Origin of the sequence: Acidaminobacter sp. JC074, from assembly GCF_022496765.1 — a bacterium.
Lineage (GTDB): Bacteria > Bacillota > Clostridia > Peptostreptococcales > Acidaminobacteraceae > JABXKX01.
Genome location: NZ_VANV01000027.1, coordinates 14,330 through 30,885, shown reverse-complemented (window position 1 = coordinate 30,885; position 16,556 = coordinate 14,330). Strand labels below are relative to the sequence as shown.

Genomic DNA, 16,556 nt, shown 5'->3' with positions numbered 1-16,556 from the left:
CTATACCTCCAAAATTCGTACAAGAAAATCATATATGATTTGTAAACTTACGTCATACATGATACATATTTAGACATATGGCGGTAAATTTAGCCACAGTATTTCTTATTTAACCTCATAGGTCATTATTTCTAAATATGTTTTTGCTGATTCTGTCTTTTCTTCTAACTTACTTATAATCTTTTTTACATCTAAGTTTGCATAACCAATATAAGTCTTATTCCTATAGAGCTTTCTATAGATACTAAGGCCTATATCTTCTACTAATAAATCGGTCTTCTTATCTATGCATTTGAAGATGTATTCATAGAGTCTTTTGATCATATAAGACTCTTTAAAATCTCTGTATTCTCTCATGGATGCTTTTGGTTTTACCTGTATGGCACTTATAGCATATTTAGAAATAACCTCTAACATGCTTGAGCTGTAAAGCTCAGCATCTTCATGACTGACTATAAAGTCAATGATTCTTATAAGATTGTTAATCTTATAGTCACCATGGTCTTTTGAATAGTCCTTGTTAAATATGGTCAGTAGGTGTAACAGCCATGTGGCTTTACTATCTACCTTGTCTATAAAATCAAAGCATTCATAGCTGATGGCATTAAGACCGGTCTGAGTCCTATAGTCTATAGGCTCATAGCCGTTGATCTTAATCCATAGTTTTGACTTTTTATCATATAGGAAAGACTTAGGACCAAATATCTGATCAAAGGCCTCTTTTGTCTCTTCGTTGTATTCATTGAAATAAAATATTGTATCTAGTGGTATGTCTTTATCTGATTTATGACCATTTGGCATACATGTGGCTAAATCAGATTTTCTTGTTGGCACAGCTTTAGAGGTTTCATAAAGTCCTAAAAACATCTGCTTGTAGATTCTGATCTTTATATTCTTAAAGCCTCTTATAATGTATGAGTAGGCATAAAGTAAAGAAAAGACCAGAGTGATACCTATAAAGATATGATAAATAGGATTAGATGCACTTGTCATTGGTAGCCATGCCATAATGATGTTTAAAATGGCAATGATAGATACCAGTAGTGACAACTTGATTCTAAATATGGAACGATGTGATTCTAATAGGTAACCATAATAGGACTTACCTAATATATGCTTCTTATTGTCTAAGACTGTTAAGACAATGATTGCAATATTAAAAACCGCGACATAGTGTGAAAACTTTTGAATATCCATAAATGCTCCTTATCAACCGATTGTAATCGTAACACAGAAAAATTTCCTCTCCCATTTGATAGGCATTATTAGCCAAATGGATGCAAATTTAGACAAGAAAAATATATCATTTGCCTTCTTCTGATCTACCACGGAAAGATAACTCTGATACAAAACAGAACAACTATTCTTGAATTCCTAGAAACATGTAATCTAAGATTATACATAATCAAATATTCTGTGACGCTACCAAATTTTTGTAGTAGAATTCAATTAAACTGATTTGATTTATAAGTTAAATATAAATCATTCAATCAAAGATGTTGAAATATTGAAAGGAGAATTAATGTGAGAAAAAAACTAGGCTTGCTCTTTCTGAGTTTCTTAATGGCTGTTTCATTTGGGACACTAGTAATTGCAGAAGAAAACCAAGATCTTGTTATACAAACAAACAGAGAAACATCTATCTTTGTTAATGAAAATGGTGAGTTATTTATGTGGGGTTATATTGGTAATATAAACCTAGATGGTATAAACGAAATCTCTTATACACCTGTCAAGGTCATGGTGGGAGTTAAGAAGGCTTTAACATATGAAGATAAGCTACTTATCATTAAAAATGATGGTAGTCTATTGTATGCTTCTAAATCGGAAGATACCGCAGGAGAGCTACAAGTAATAGGACATAATATAATTGATTTAGAAATCAATTATAAATATCTGTACATAATTAAAGATGATCATAGTCTTTGGTCACTAGAAACATCTGTATTTAAAGATCCTTACTTCGCTAACTCAGACAAACTTGCTTATTCAAAAGTCATGGATGATGTAGTTCACGTTTCCAGTTATCAACCTTATTATTACTATAAAGGATATGTGTTTGTTCTAAAGAAAGACAAGACAGTATGGACAAGCTATAATGATTACTCAGAAAAGATTGCTGATAACATAATAAGAATTCGTTCAGGCAATGAATTTGTCTTTCTAATAGATTCAGACAACATTCTCTATGTTTGGGGAAATACTGAAGACTTAAGAACCAAAAGTCTGAGAGAGTTTAATTCAGCACCTAAGAAATTAGCCGAAAACGTAGAAGACGCATTTTATGTTAATCAAGTATTTACCAACTGGATTCTCCATAAAAAAGATGGTTCTGTCTCTACATTTTATGGAGAAGAAGAAACAAAAATATTAAATGATATTTTAAAGATGAATTATGATTCAAACTACATACTAATAGACAAGAACAAAAATCTCATGACAATGGGAATTAATGAATTCGGTGCACTAGGCATTGGTGATAATTACAACTACGAAATACCAGTGCTCATAAAGAAAAATATGAAAGATGTCGCTATCAGTCATCAATTCGCATTTGCCATAGACAAGGAAGGTTATCCATATATATGGGGCGATTACAGAAATGCAGTTGCAGAACCCTTCAAGGCATATGGAGAAACAATCAATGACTGTCTAGAAGTAGAAACTGCTTATTCTAGTTTTTATCATTTTGTTGTTAAAGGTGAAGAATACACCTATTATCAAGGCCATTACTTCCTAAATGACATCGTTGAAAATAAAGATAAAATTTTCCCTGATGATTCATTAAATGCCTATCATTCAGCAGAGATTACAAGGAGCAAGCAAGAAACATATAAAAAATACTTCCATTATGCAAATCAAATTATACCTTTAACATATGACAACACCATTGATTCTAATAATTCTACTTTTTTTACTGAGTATAGTGATCATATAAAAGAAAATGTAAAAAAGATAAGTACAAATGCTACATCTGTTTTCTTACTAAAAGAATCTGGGGAATTATATGAATGGTTATTATTTACACCATATTCAGCTGAACATCCCGACAGGTTAACCCCAAGACTTATTGCAGAGGATGTTAAGGACTACACCGCATATGATAGAAATATTTGTATTTTGAAGAATTCAGATGATTATTTTATCAGATACTATAACGGAGGTGGTGTTGGTCCAGACGATCATGAAGTTTTCCATTATGTTTGTGATTCCGTTGAAGCCATTGATGCTTTCTTAGTTCTAAAAAAAACAGGTCAACTCTTTAACTACGAAGAAAACTTCTTGAACTATTACCATAATGCTAGTATCACTGAAGTAAAAGAACCTGAACCAATCTTAAGTAATGTAAGTGAGTTTACCAGTGGGAAGTTTGCTTCGGCAGCTGTAACTAATGAAGGTGACTTATATACTTGGGGTGTCAATAAGTTTTCTCTAATAGGAAATGGTGTTTCCTATAATGAAACAAATCCTCAAATCGTCATGGACTTAAGTGTTACACAGTCTTCTGCTACTCAAGAAAGCAACTCAAGAGATACAAATCAGTTAAGTCTATCTGAAAATCACTTTGAAGATTTAAATGCCGGTCAAGGCAATAGGGGATTAGATTATCTAGTAAAACAAGGTATTCTAGGTTATGCAACTGAAACAGGCTATAAGTTAGATGGACACAAATACATTACTCGGGCAGAAGCAGCTGTATCAGCAGCAATTGCACTTGCCATAGCTGAACCCAGTGCAAATGGAGCATATCCAGAGTTTAGCGATATTACTGATGGATGGTATGAGAACTACATCATATCAATCTGGCAAAATAAGATACTTCTAGGCAAGGGCCAGAGAACATTTGATCCGACAGCACTTATAACTGAACAGGAAGTTGTGACTATGGTTGCAAAAATACTAGAGGATTATAATACCATTGAAAGCATGTATCCTCAAGCTGAAGGTACGCATTATTCAAAGGCGCCAGAAGCCTTTATCAGAGATAAAAATAACTTTGATAACAGTAATCATGTTGACCTTTTCTTAAAAAATACTGGAAATAAAAAAGTTACATCAGAAGATGCCACAAGGATGTTTACCATGTCTTTAATTGGTATGATTGCAGAACAGAAAGAATTAAATGAGGATAAATAACGCTTTCTGGGGAGGCTTATGGTATAGGCCTCCATCTTATTAAGTTCCTTCAATTATAAAAAAATCAGGTTTTCACCTGATCATATAGACAGTTTATTAACTTTTAGAATTCTTAAGTTGAACTTTCTAACAATGAAGTTGACAGTGTGTACAAGGCCTATGTTCAAGCTGTAGAAGAAAGCATAATGGTCCATTGTGCTTTCAATGTTAGATGCAAACACACCATTGACTATGAGTATAATGACCATGTCTAAGGCCATCATTGAGATAAACATAATCGTTAGTGAAACAACTGACTTTGCAAAACTGCATTTGAAGATATACTTAAATGATACCAGATACATGGCTAGTAAAAGGAATGATCTCGGATTAGACTTATAAAACTTAAAGACAAAGATATCTAAAATCATTGTAAGAACAACCATTGCTATTGTTGCTATTTGTAATCTCTTCTTATTTACCTCTTGATCTGTCAGTTTACCTATCATAAAAAACCAACCTAAAGCTTCTAGGGCAATAAGGACCGGATATATAACTAGATTTATTTTGAAAAACATTGTAACTCTCCTAATTAATATATTTCTTGATGCCTTCTATATCATTGTCTTCTGCTAATATTTTTATCATTTGTAAATCTCTAAAGAGTTCATGGTTATGTACATTCACAGCTTCGTTGTAATGGTCTATGGCATTTTCTCTTTTATTCATCTCTAGTTCTACTAGGTCATTAATGACATTCTTATCTAAGTATATGAGGCCTCTAATAGCTATAAAGGATATGAGAAGCAGTAAAGGTATGATCACAAGCCATACGTGGCCAATACCCTTAAGTATCATAAAATCTTCATGAAAGACCTCTAAAGCATAAAAGGTTGTCGCATATTGAAATAAAATTATATATAGTAAATACTTGATCTGTTTCATCTCATTATCACCACTTCAAAAGATGTTAGTTCATGAGAAGAAGATACTTCTATACCACCATCTAATAATTCTACACACCTTTGTACAGCCACCATACCATAACCTCTGTTATAGCCTTTAGTTGAATACCTAGGTATAAATATTTTATCTATTTCGTCAATTCTATCGCCCGTATTAGATACTTTATAGACAATCTCATAATCTGATAAAGTCACCTCAAGGCTCATTTTCTTTTTATTATTACTCGTCTGTTTAAGTGCATCTATACTGTTGTCCATCAAGTTACCAAGTATGGTGTTCAAAATTTTCTGTGTGACACCACTTGTCATATTGGCTTCTTTTAGTACAGGTGTTACATCAACTTCAAATTCTATATCATGAACACAACATATATCTGTATAATGACCTATTATGGCATCAAGCGTGATACAATCTGTTAAACGTTTGACCTGGTTATTCTTACATATAAGAGTATCTTCTATATATAAGATGGCTTCTTCATCTCTATTGTTATTTAGAAGCATCTTAATATGAGTGATATCAGCTTTGGCCTTTTCTTTTTTCTCATTGATGGTCTCTTGCTGAAGTCTCATAATAGACTGGTCTTTATAAGCATCAAAAGATCTTTTGATGGTAAAAACAGACAAAAGCTTTAAAAGAGGCAATACACCACAAACGACCAACAGCAGTGTCAGTATTCTCTCAGAATATTCTTCATGAGGTATGATGTAGATATACCATAATAGATACAAGAAAGCATCAAAAGTAAATAAACTTAAAAGGCCCTTGATGATGGTAGAGTCTATGCCATACTTCTTAGCTAATGCTCTCATACGACACGCCCTCGAAAACATTGAAAAATGCTTTTGCCTTGTAACGACTTAGGAGCGCTTCATCTTCTATGCCTTTAAACTCAATCTTCCATGTTCTGTCCTCTTGAGCCTCTATGCTTTCTATATGAAGCATATTCACTATAAAAGACTGATGAGCATGAAAAAATCGATCATCCAACTTGGTCATCATGTTTCTCAGTGAATCTTTGCAGACATACTCCTTGTTAAAGGTTTTGATTTTTATCTTTCTTTCCATCTTCTCGATGTAAGAAATTCTATTTAACGGCACAATGGCCATACCTGATTCCGTTTGTAGTCTGATATTTTTTTGAGTTTGTTTGACATTCTTCGATTTTAGGATCTCCCACTCTTGAAGCTTTCTGCTTAAAAAAGCATCATTGACTGGTTTCATAAAATAGTAATACGGCTCAACATCACCAGCATCTCTTAGGTATTCTGAAAAACCTGAGATAATCATGAAATCTATATCCTGTTGAATAATAGATATCATATTGGCATAATCTAAACCAAGTACTTTCTTTTCTTCATCCAGTTCCATATCTAATAACATCAAATCTATCTTTTGACTCTTGGCAATCGTAATGGCTTTTTTACCTGTTGTAGCTAAAAAAACCTGACAATCATCAAAGGTGTTTTCAACAACATCTTTGTAATGATTCAAGAGTTTTTTATCATCTTCTAATAGTAATATATTAATCAATCCAACCACCCTTTTTAAAGTCTCCATAATATCATAAATGATTTGGAAGTATTTTTCAATTGCACTTTTTTTCCATTTTATATGTCTATTTGACAATTTATCGACACTTTTCCAGACTATTTAGCCCTTGACACACTCATAAAACAGCAATCACAGCCAAATTTTTATTAGTTTACGACCAAACATTCCGATTTTACGGTTATTTATGCCACAAAACACATAATGTAATTAAATTACATTTATGGTTATTCGACATTTGTCGACATTGTTACAATTATATTACAAAATCAAGCTATGTTCATTTTAAGGTCATTTATACTGATTTAGGTGTCAAAAATTCCTTTGGTGATTAAAAAAGTAAGTTTTGATGATTTGGGAGGATAATTCCTCATATATTATTAATAGTAGATAGATAGATAACACTAGGAATCATTTATTTAAACATAAAATGTATACTGTTATGTCACCTTCTATTTTACAGTCATAATGAATAATCTTGTACCCTTATGAATAAGGGGACAATTTTATCCCGTCATAAAAACACCTAACACTTTTAAATCGACAAACGATATCCATTCTTTATAGTTATGATTATAAGAAACACGATTATAAGGAAATACTTTATTTGTTAGAAGAAATGAAGAACTTAACTATCTTGAACAACGCTATAAAAGTATTCTGGTTGAGTTTATAGCTTTGTATGGCCGATGAATAGGTAAAACTTCTTCACCTTTAAAGAGGCTAGATATTATCTTTTCACTAAAAGTGGATTTAGTGAGCCTTTACTTAAAATTGCTGATAGTAATCCCCAACTGACACTTATCACATAATAAAAGAAGCTCGTATAAGAATTGCATGAGCTTGTAAATCGTTTGTATATTGCTATTAAATAAGACTCAATCGTATACCGTTAAAACATTAAGAAATGAGCTCACTTCTATTATTATTTTATACATAATTGTGATATAATTATGATATAAGCAAGGAGGTGATTACTATGCCAAAGATCCTACCAATTTCTGACTTAAGAAATAATTTCAACAAAATTTCAGAAATTTGCCATACGGAAGAACAACCTGTCTATATAACTAAGAATGGCAAAGGTGATTTAGTTGTAACAAGTCATAAGTATTTTGAAAAACTTTTAGCAAAACTAGATTTATATGATAAGTTAATGGCTGCAGAAGCAGAGTATAATAATGGAAAAGCCAAGTTAACACATGAGGAAGTATTCAAGGAGCTAAGAGGAAGATATGAAGAAAAATAAATACCATATTTTATATACACCCCTATCTAAATCTGATTTAACAGATATCTTTGATTATATATTTGAGGATAACTTTGATGCTGCTATAAATCTTCTAGATAGGATTGAAAAAGGTATTTCAAATCTTTCATTTTTTCCCTTTTCAGGGGTAGTACCCAGAGATTCCAGACTTAACCTAAAAGGCTACAGACTCTTAATCATAGATAGATACACCGTTTTCTACAAAATAGATGATGTTAATAAAGAAGTCGTTATCCATAGAATTTTATCAACTTATAGAGACTATGATTCACTTAACTAAAATATTGAAAAAAAAGCCCATGTTTTTAAACATGAGCTTTTCTATATTAATCAAATAATTTACTTACTGAGTCGTTGTTGAAGATTCTTCTGATTGATTCTGCAAATATCTCAGCTACAGATAATTGAGTAATCATTTCTAAGTTCTTCGCTTCTTCTCTTAACTCGATTGTATCAAGTACAACAAGCTCACTGATAACTGAGTCTTCAAGTCTTTGAAGCGCTGGACCAGATAGTACTGGATGTGTACAACATGCTGTTACTGATTTAGCACCATTTTCAATAAGTGCACCCGCACCTTGAGTGATTGTACCAGCTGTATCGATCATATCATCTATTAAGATAACATTTTTGCCTTCTACAGAACCGATAATGTTCATAACCTCTACAGCATTTGCTTCAGGTCTTCTCTTATCGATAATAGCAATTTCACAACCTAATCTATCAGCAAACTTTCTAGCTCTTGTTACAGAACCTAAGTCTGGAGATACAACTACTAAGTCTTCAATCTCTTTTTGAACAAAGTGTTCAGCTAAGATTGGTACCCCTAGTAAGTGGTCTACTGGAATGTTGAAGTAACCTTGAATCTGTGCAGCATGAAGATCCATTGTTAAAACTCTATCTGCACCTGCTGCAGTTAAGATATCAGCACAAAGTTTTGCAGAGATTGGATCTCTAGCCTTTGCTTTTCTATCTTGTCTAGCATAACCATAATATGGGATTACCGCTGTGATACGACCTGCTGAAGCACGCTTAAGTGCATCAATCATAATTAAAAGTTCCATTAGGTAAGTATTAACAGCTGGTGGTGACGTTGATTGAATGATGTAAACATCGACACCTCTTACAGTTTCAGATAAGTTTACAGCAATCTCACCATCACTAAACGTTTTAACTTCCACGTCCCCTAGTGGAATACCTAACTCGCCACAAATCTTAGTAGCTAAGTCCTTGTTTGAATTACCAGCAAAAATTTTAATCTTTTTACCTTTAGAATGCATGTTTTCCTCCTAATATTTGTTGAATGATCAACTACCTGTTAAATATAAGCAACTGGCTATTCCCCAATAACTAGTCGTCATTATTTAACTTTTTTTCTTGATTAGGTTTCTTCTTTCAACCCAACCAGCTTTGTTTTCTTGCTTAGCACGGCCTACTGCTAAAGCACCAGATGGTACATTCTTTGTAACCGTTGTTGCTGCAGCTACATAAGAAAGAGGTTCCACATTAACAGGTGCCACAATATTTGAGTTACAACCGATAAAGGCATCATCGCCAATAGTCGAACGAGACTTTTCTTTACCATTGTAATTAACAAATACAACACCACAACCGACATTGATGTTCTTGCCTAAATCAGCATCACCAACATATGATAAATGTGAAATCTTTGTGCCATCACCAATTACTGCATTCTTTACTTCTACGAAATCACCTACTTTTACATGAGAACCAACTTTTGAGTTCGGTCTGATGTAAGCGTAAGGACCAACACTTGTATTATTTGCTACCTGAGATTCTAGGATTGTGGAATCTTTTACAGTTGTTTCATCGCCAATAAGTGAATCTGTGATTCTTGAATCCGGACCAATTGTACAGGCTTCACCGATTTCAGTGTTACCTGATAAAATGGTATTTGGATAAATCACTGTATCCATACCAACTTTTACATCAAAGTCAATGTACGTTGAGTGTGTATCTAAAATCGTTACACCTTGATCTGTCAGCTTCTCATTGATGCGTAGTTGAAGACGCTTAATTACATACTGTAAATCTTTTTTTGATTCTACAACAGCTTTTCCTGCCATACATTCCACACGATAAGGCATTTGCAATTTTTCTGTTAAGTCAGCAAAGTTTACAAAATCTCCTTTGATGATATCAAATGATTTTGAAAGTACTTTACCAGGAATGTAAATTGCTACAGGTCTTTCCACATTGTCTTTAAAGAAAATAACATCATCTTCATACTGCTTGATGTTTGCTCTGATCCAAGTAAGATCGATTAGCGGTGCATGTGCCATAAAAAATACCACATGATCCATATCATCTTTTAAGTCACTCTTGTCAATCACCTGAGTTCTTTCCTCAAGGGTCTGAGTAATGACTTCCTGAACGGTCTTACCAAAAATCATTTGCTCTTCTTTAGTTTTTCTTGATTTCATTTTTGAGTTATCACTGTCAATGTGAATGATTGTGTTTAACATATGGCCTCCTTGTGATAAAATTACAAGTTCCTATCTCGACTTCGTAAATTGTTACAAATGCAGTCATTGTAACATTTAAGACCGAAAGCATTATACCATTTTTAAGCCTAGAAAGGAACACTTATGAGTCAATTAAAAGAAATATCACCCTGTGATTTTCTTACGTTTTCTAAATATTTGCCTAGATAAATCTAGTATACCAGTAAATGAAAAAAATTTCCCTAAGTTACCTTAGGAAAATTCTTTATACACTTGTACTTTCAATAAATGTTTCTTCCATATCTTCGTTATAGTCTAACTTAGCATTTTCGTAAGCATCAAAGATTTCTCTCTGAATCTCTTGTCGCATAGACGAATTAATTGGGTGTGCTATATCTCTGTAATCACCTTCCCCAACCTTGCGACTTGGCATGGCTACAAATAATCCATTCTGCCCCTCAATGATTTTGATGTCATGTACAACAAATGCCTCATCAAATGTCACTGAAACCACTGCCTTCATCTTTCCATCTGTTTTTATCTTTCTGATTCTTACGTCTGTGATCTTCATTGATTTCTCTTCCTTTCTGACGTATATTTTTAGCCCCTTTATCTAATTCTACACTAAAAAAGAAAAATCCTCTTCAAATTGACGAAATTTTCTAAAAAATAAATAATTTTTCTCACAAAACGCGTAAATTATAAATATTCATCTCAAGATTAAAGAAAAACCCACCTATTTCAATAGATGAGCTAATAAACACTTTTAAAGATCACGCAAGAGGTTTTCATTAAAATCACTTAATTCTACAAGCATAAGATCTTCACGTTCTTTTTCTAGTTTTTTTAAGGATTGTGTAAAACCAGCTTTTGAAAATAAAACGAAACCCACTACTTGCATATTTAACTTTTCACTTTTTTCTTCCAACTTATAAAATACATTTTCGCCTACTTTTTTATTTCGCCATTTACACTCACCGATTATACATTGATCCTTATCATTGAAAGCCAATACATCAATCTCAATTGTCTTATCCCAATAGCGACCTATCTTCTTAAGTTTTATTGGTAAGGTCTCTTTAACTTGTTTTGTTTTTAAGTACTCTATACATATTTCTTCAAATACAAAACTTGTATACTCAGTATTAAGTGATTCTATAAGATTATCATAAACCTCTTCTAGATTGCCCTCTTCTAGGTCAGAATAATTCGGAAAAATAAACTTAAACCAGAATCTAAAATAATTATCTGTTATTCTGTACAGACCTCTTTGTACATTGGCTTTTGCCTTTGTTTTTTCTGTTATAGGAAACTCTCGCTCGATTATTCCTAACTCAATAAGATTTTTTAAATAAACCCCGATTTTAGCTTTATCAATCCCAGTTTTTTGATAAATCTCATTTAGTTTTGTATTGCCTAATGCAATGACTGATATTAGAGTGTTATAAATACTGGTTTCTCTCAGTTCTTGTCTCATTAAGAACTCAACTTCATTATACAAGACATTACCTTTGGTTAAGATATTTTTCTTAATATTTTCCTCTAGGGTGATATTGTTATCAAACTGCCTTATATAATGAGGTACACCACCTGTTATACCGTAAATGATAATCTGTTCTTCTAAGCTGAAGTTATTTAATAACTTTACAACTTCCTTAAAGGGGAGTGCATCTAATTTATAAATACCAGCCGCCCGACCATAAAGCGGATTTTTTTCTGCAAGAATCTCATTCTCAATAAAACTCATTGAGGAGCCACAAAGCACAATCATAAGATTTTTATGACGTAAATCCTCATCCCAAAGGTTCTGTAATATTGAGGGAATTTCTTGATTAGCCTTTACCATGTATGGAAACTCATCTATTACTAAAACCTTTTTTGTAGATGCAGGTATGTTTGAAAAATACTTAATAGCTTCTTCCCATGTAGAGAATGTATTTAAGTACTCTGATTCTTTATATAGCTTAATAAGTCGATTTGAGAATTTCCCAAGCTGATTGGAATCTGCAGTTTCGGTAGACGAGTAAAACAGATGAAACTTGTCCTTTGAAAACACTCTTAACAGCTCTGTTTTACCAATTCTTCGACGACCATATAAAACAATTAGCTGCCCTTCTTTTCTATGAAACTTGTCTTCAAAAAAATCTAGTTCTCGACTTCGACCTACAAACATAATACCTCCTTTAAATCTAGATTTATTAAATCGTGATTTAATAGAATTATATCACATAAACAATTACATTCAAAATTTATACAGCTGGTTTTATTCAAATACAATCTACTATCAAAAAAACACAACACTTTAATCAAGGTAATTTGATTTTTTACAATTGTCTTTTACTTTTCCCAATCATCAGTTGTCAAAAACCTACTAACAGCCATGTGCTGAATCCCTTTAATGTTATCCTCAAAATTTTCATCCATGGAAAGTACATACTTTGAATGATGATCGCTAATCGCTAATAAGGGACCAAAGTCTCTTTCAATTGTTTTTTCCAGTTCCATTTTACAAGTCACTTGTAAATAAACTTGTTTATTACCTTTGCTAGCAACAAAATCCACTTCTTTATCCTTCAGTTTTCCAATATGCACTTCATAACCACGATACTGTAATTCATTGAACACAATGTTTTCTAATATACCTGGAATATTTCTATCGTTATATCCTAAGACAGCGTGCAATATACCTTGGTCTGACAAGTAAAACTTTTCTTGTGTCTTAAGTATTTCTTTTCCATGTAAGTCAAATCTATTTACCCGACTGATCAAGAAAGTACTTTCAAGTGCATTTAAATAATTATAGACTGATGTTTGATTCACAGGTCTATTTTGACTTTTAAAATAATCAGCAATTTTTTTTGCAGAGAAAGTGCTCCCAATATTGTCCATAACAAAACGTAAAATTCTGTTCAAAAGTTCTATATTCTTGAGATTAAACCTTTCCACAGCATCTCTTAAAATAATAGAGTCGTAGATATCTCTAACTAAAGTAAATGCATCTATTTCTTCATAAGGAAGTGCATGTATTGATGGAAAACCACCTCTTCTGATATAAATCCATAGCAATTTGTTGATATCTTCTTCATCTATCTTATTTTCTTGAAATTTTAAAAACTCAGTAAATACAAGAGATTGCATTTTCAAACGAACATATCGACCTGTTAACAATGTAGATATCTCAGATGACAGCATATTTGAGTTTGAGCCAGTAACATAAATATCCGTTTCAAAGTCAACAAGAAAAGAATTAACCGCTGCTTCCCAGTCCTCGACAATCTGAATTTCATCAAAAAACAAATATACTTTTCTACTAATGTCGATATTGTCCATGACATATTTATATAGGTCTCTTGAATTTCTAATATCAATGAACTTAAAACTTTCAAAATTCATGTACAATATTTGCTCTTTCTCAACACCTATTTCAAGCAAGTGTTCTTGCAGCATTCTTAAAAAGGTTGATTTTCCAGAACGTCTGATACCAGTAATCACCTTAATAATTGGTTTATCAATAAAGCCGCTTATATCATCATAATATTTTTTTCGTTCTATCATTTTTCCACCTCCTTATTATCAGTATAAATGAAACAATCGCATCAATCAACTTTTTACATTTTAAGAGTAAAAACTTTCGACATCCGTATGCTTTTTACTTCCGAAACAGAAAAAGTAGCTTCTATTTTAGATACAAAAAAACACCGGATAACCGATGTTATTTTAGTATATGTGATTGAATCGTTACATGACCTGTTTCTTTTCTAGGGTCAATGGTGAATAAACTGAAGTAATCATCCACTAGTTTTTCTGTTTCCATGACTTCTTCAAATAAGACCCCAATGCCTATTACTGTGGATTCTAGTTCATCCACCAGTGAAATCATCCCTTGGATGGTACCACCAGCTCTCATAAAGTCATCTATGATTAAAACATTAGAACCTTTTTTCATAGCGTTCTTTGGTGCATACATGGTCTTAAGTCTACCATCAGAACCTGATGCATAGTGGATAGATAAAGTTGGACCATCATCTGCTTTAAAGGTATTTCTAAATACAACCAAAGGCACATTTAACATATGCGCTGTCTTAAGTGCTAGTGGAATACCCTTAGTTTCAACTGTTACCACGTAATCAACTTCTTTAGAATAAAACTCTTCAGCAAAGATAGCACCCAGTTCTTGAACAAATGATGGATCATATAAGATATCTGCTAAGTATAAAAAGCCACCTGGAATTCTTCTAGATTCCTTTGATAATTCGTTCTTTAGATTTTCTATAATCTCTGACTTCTTTTCTAATGAAATAATTGGAATGTATTTAACACCACCAGCTGCACCTGTGATGGTTTCAATTTTACCTAACTTCTGCTTTTCAAAGATATCTTTTACAATTACTAAATCCTCACTGATTGTAGACTTAGAAGCTGCAAAAATTTCAGTAAAACATGTCAGTGTAAATACCTTATTGGGTGCGTTCACCAAAATCTGAGTAATGGCAGCAATCCGTTCATTACGTTTAAATTTGTTCACTTTTCTATCTCCTAACCGAATGTTTTTTTATTATATGCTAATTTTATTCGTTTTTCGCACAAAAATCAAGTGATTTCAAGGCACTCGTATGGATTTAATCATAATCATTACTAATCATCTTGTTAATGAGATTTATCTATGGAAAAATCAGTTCCATCACATAGCTTTCTGTGATATAATTTTGTAGTTAAGTATACAGTGAGGAGAATTCAAATGATTGATTTGTCAAAAATACGCCATGTACATTTCGTAGGCGTAGGTGGCATAATGATGAGCGGTATCGCTGAGATTCTTAAAAATGAATCATATATCGTTAGTGGATCTGACAGAAGCAGATCTAAGATGACCGATCACCTTACATCGAAGGGCATCAAAGTTTATATCGGTCACAATGGAGACAATGTTAAAGGTGCAGACCTTGTTGTCTATTCATCAGCTGTTCCAGCTGACAATGTGGAACTATTAAAAGCAAAAGAAGAAGAAATTCCTATATTAAACAGAGCAGAAATGATTGGCTATTTAATGCCACAGTACAATACCAGCGTTGCTATAGCAGGTGCTCATGGTAAAACAACAACCACTTCTATGGTTTCTACTATCATGGATGCTTCAGAACACAATCCTACTATACTAGTTGGTGGTATCGTATCAAACTTAGGCTCAAATGTACAACTTGGTGATTCATCTATGCTTCTACTAGAAGCCTGTGAGTACAAGGAAAACTTCCTACACTTTAATCACAATATAGGAGTTATCCTAAACATTGATGAAGATCACTTAGACTACTTTGATGACTTAGAACACATCATTCAAGCATTTATCAAGTTTGCTAAGAAGATACCTGAAACAGGTGCTCTTATCATCAACAACGATGACTATAATGCTAAAAAGGTAAAGTCTCATGTAGATTGCAATGTCATCACATTTGGTATCAACACAGAAGCAGAGTTCCAAGGTAGAAATATCACCTTTAATGAAAAAGGTTACTCGAAATTTGATATCTACCACGGTAATGATTTATTTGGTACTTTCTTATTAAAGCAACCAGGCAAGCATAACATCTACAATGCCATAGCAGCCATTGTTACAGCGCACACACTAGGTGTCCCTGTAGAGACAATGACTGAAGCCATTAAAGATTTTGGTGGTGCGGTAAGACGATTTGAAGTTTTAGGCAAGTACAATGAAGCTACAGTAGTTGACGACTATGCTCATCATCCAAATGAAATCAAAGCCGCTTTACAAGCAGCTAAGAAGTTTCCAAATAACAAGGTAACATGTATCTTCCAGCCGCATACCTACACAAGGACCAATGATCTCTTGTTACAGTTTGCTTCAGCTTTTAATGAAGCTGATTCAGTAATTATTACAGATATCTATGCTGCTAGAGAAGAAAACATCTACAACATACATGCCAAAGACCTTGTAGCTGAAATTGCTGAGGAAAACGATAAAGTTAAATACATTGAATCATTTGATGAAATCGTTGAGTTTATAAAAGCAACTGCAAGACCTGATAACCTTATCATCACCATGGGTGCTGGTAACATCAGAGAAGTTGGTGAAAGAATTATAAAATAAAGTTAAGCATAACCAATTTTGGTTATGCTTTTATTATTATTACACTTTAACACTCCAATTACTTTGAACACATCTATTTAAG

General features: G+C 32.9%; 15 protein-coding genes. 4 read left to right on the top strand and 11 right to left on the bottom strand.

Translation table 11 applies throughout. From position 1 onward, the window contains the following. Positions 1 to 105 precede the first annotated feature (105 nt). A complete protein-coding gene (locus EZV73_RS24070; RefSeq protein ID WP_240843006.1) occupies positions 106 to 1,197 on the bottom strand; it encodes a hypothetical protein in 1,092 nt (363 codons plus the stop codon). A 327-nt stretch (positions 1,198 to 1,524) separates the two neighbouring features. Here EZV73_RS24070 and EZV73_RS28930 point away from each other — a divergent pair, with 327 nt between their 5' ends. After that, a complete protein-coding gene (locus tag EZV73_RS28930) occupies positions 1,525 to 4,137 on the top strand; it encodes an S-layer homology domain-containing protein (RefSeq protein ID WP_240843005.1) in 2,613 nt (870 codons plus the stop codon). Between the two features lie 80 nt (positions 4,138 to 4,217). On the opposite strand, the gene EZV73_RS24060 is transcribed toward EZV73_RS28930, so the two are convergent. The 4 genes from EZV73_RS24060 to EZV73_RS24045 are packed head-to-tail and all read right to left on the bottom strand — an operon-like array spanning position 4,218 to position 6,615. Beyond that, the gene (locus EZV73_RS24060) at positions 4,218 to 4,694 is read right to left on the bottom strand and encodes a hypothetical protein (RefSeq protein WP_240843004.1); all 477 of its coding nucleotides are present in this window, start codon (positions 4,692 to 4,694) and stop codon (positions 4,218 to 4,220) included. 10 nt (positions 4,695 to 4,704) lie between these two features. Beyond that, a complete protein-coding gene (locus EZV73_RS24055) occupies positions 4,705 to 5,061 on the bottom strand; it encodes a hypothetical protein (RefSeq protein WP_240843003.1) in 357 nt (118 codons plus the stop codon). Beyond that, complete coding sequence (locus EZV73_RS24050; RefSeq protein ID WP_240843002.1) at positions 5,058 to 5,894, bottom strand: sensor histidine kinase; 837 nt, start codon at positions 5,892 to 5,894, stop codon at positions 5,058 to 5,060. Before EZV73_RS24050 ends, EZV73_RS24055 begins: the two co-directional genes overlap by 4 nt. Beyond that, on the bottom strand, positions 5,878 to 6,615 hold the full coding sequence (locus EZV73_RS24045; protein ID WP_240843001.1) for a LytTR family DNA-binding domain-containing protein: 738 nt from the start codon (positions 6,613 to 6,615) through the stop codon (positions 5,878 to 5,880). The genes EZV73_RS24050 and EZV73_RS24045 overlap by 17 nt, the downstream gene beginning before the upstream one ends. A gap of 997 nt (positions 6,616 to 7,612) precedes the next feature. Here EZV73_RS24045 and EZV73_RS24040 point away from each other — a divergent pair. Then, complete coding sequence (locus EZV73_RS24040) at positions 7,613 to 7,882, top strand: type II toxin-antitoxin system Phd/YefM family antitoxin (RefSeq protein WP_240843000.1); 270 nt, start codon at positions 7,613 to 7,615, stop codon at positions 7,880 to 7,882. After that, entirely contained in the window at positions 7,869 to 8,183 is a 315-nt protein-coding gene (locus tag EZV73_RS24035; RefSeq protein ID WP_240842999.1) for a type II toxin-antitoxin system RelE/ParE family toxin, read from the top strand. Before EZV73_RS24040 ends, EZV73_RS24035 begins: the two co-directional genes overlap by 14 nt. Positions 8,184 to 8,229: 46 nt before the next feature. On the opposite strand, the gene EZV73_RS24030 is transcribed toward EZV73_RS24035, so the two are convergent. From EZV73_RS24030 to purR, 6 genes are all read right to left on the bottom strand, one after another. Further along, positions 8,230 to 9,183: a ribose-phosphate pyrophosphokinase gene (locus EZV73_RS24030; protein ID WP_240842998.1), complete on the bottom strand. Its 954-nt coding sequence runs from the start codon at positions 9,181 to 9,183 to the stop codon at positions 8,230 to 8,232. Between the two features lie 84 nt (positions 9,184 to 9,267). Beyond that, positions 9,268 to 10,389 carry a hypothetical protein gene (locus EZV73_RS24025; RefSeq protein WP_240842997.1) on the bottom strand — a complete coding sequence of 374 codons (1,122 nt, stop codon included), beginning with the start codon at positions 10,387 to 10,389 and terminating at the stop codon, positions 9,268 to 9,270. Positions 10,390 to 10,633: 244 nt separating this feature from the next. Further along, entirely contained in the window at positions 10,634 to 10,939 is a 306-nt protein-coding gene (gene spoVG / locus EZV73_RS24020) for a septation regulator SpoVG (protein WP_240842996.1), read from the bottom strand. Positions 10,940 to 11,134: 195 nt separating this feature from the next. Further along, positions 11,135 to 12,541, bottom strand: a complete 1,407-nt coding sequence (locus EZV73_RS24015) for an ATP-binding protein (RefSeq protein ID WP_240842995.1) — start codon at positions 12,539 to 12,541, stop codon at positions 11,135 to 11,137. A gap of 164 nt (positions 12,542 to 12,705) precedes the next feature. Next, positions 12,706 to 13,923 (bottom strand): ATP-binding protein, encoded by a 1,218-nt coding sequence (locus tag EZV73_RS24010; protein WP_240842994.1) that lies wholly within the window; start codon positions 13,921 to 13,923, stop codon positions 12,706 to 12,708. Between the two features lie 157 nt (positions 13,924 to 14,080). Next, a complete protein-coding gene (gene purR, locus EZV73_RS24005; RefSeq protein WP_240842993.1) occupies positions 14,081 to 14,893 on the bottom strand; it encodes a pur operon repressor in 813 nt (270 codons plus the stop codon). A gap of 213 nt (positions 14,894 to 15,106) precedes the next feature. Between purR and murC the strand changes: the two genes are divergently transcribed. Further along, positions 15,107 to 16,474, top strand: a complete 1,368-nt coding sequence (murC, locus tag EZV73_RS24000) for a UDP-N-acetylmuramate--L-alanine ligase (RefSeq protein ID WP_240842992.1) — start codon at positions 15,107 to 15,109, stop codon at positions 16,472 to 16,474. The last annotated feature ends 82 nt before the right edge of the window (positions 16,475 to 16,556 follow it).

Bases quoted from the DNA above. Each gene is read 5' to 3' on its own strand.
- EZV73_RS24070 (WP_240843006.1), bottom strand. From the start codon at position 1,197: ATGGATATTCAAAAGTTTTCACACTATGTCGCGGTTTTTAATATTGCA.
- EZV73_RS24060 (WP_240843004.1), bottom strand. From the start codon at position 4,694: ATGTTTTTCAAAATAAATCTAGTTATATATCCGGTCCTTATTGCCCTA.
- EZV73_RS24055 (WP_240843003.1), bottom strand. From the start codon at position 5,061: ATGAAACAGATCAAGTATTTACTATATATAATTTTATTTCAATATGCG.
- EZV73_RS24050 (WP_240843002.1), bottom strand. From the start codon at position 5,894: ATGAGAGCATTAGCTAAGAAGTATGGCATAGACTCTACCATCATCAAG.
- EZV73_RS24040 (WP_240843000.1), top strand. From the start codon at position 7,613: ATGCCAAAGATCCTACCAATTTCTGACTTAAGAAATAATTTCAACAAA.
- EZV73_RS24035 (WP_240842999.1), top strand. From the start codon at position 7,869: ATGAAGAAAAATAAATACCATATTTTATATACACCCCTATCTAAATCT.
- EZV73_RS24030 (WP_240842998.1), bottom strand. From the start codon at position 9,183: ATGCATTCTAAAGGTAAAAAGATTAAAATTTTTGCTGGTAATTCAAAC.
- EZV73_RS24025 (WP_240842997.1), bottom strand. From the start codon at position 10,389: ATGTTAAACACAATCATTCACATTGACAGTGATAACTCAAAAATGAAA.
- spoVG (WP_240842996.1), bottom strand. From the start codon at position 10,939: ATGAAGATCACAGACGTAAGAATCAGAAAGATAAAAACAGATGGAAAG.
- EZV73_RS24015 (WP_240842995.1), bottom strand. From the start codon at position 12,541: ATGTTTGTAGGTCGAAGTCGAGAACTAGATTTTTTTGAAGACAAGTTT.
- EZV73_RS24010 (WP_240842994.1), bottom strand. From the start codon at position 13,923: ATGATAGAACGAAAAAAATATTATGATGATATAAGCGGCTTTATTGAT.
- murC (WP_240842992.1), top strand. From the start codon at position 15,107: ATGATTGATTTGTCAAAAATACGCCATGTACATTTCGTAGGCGTAGGT.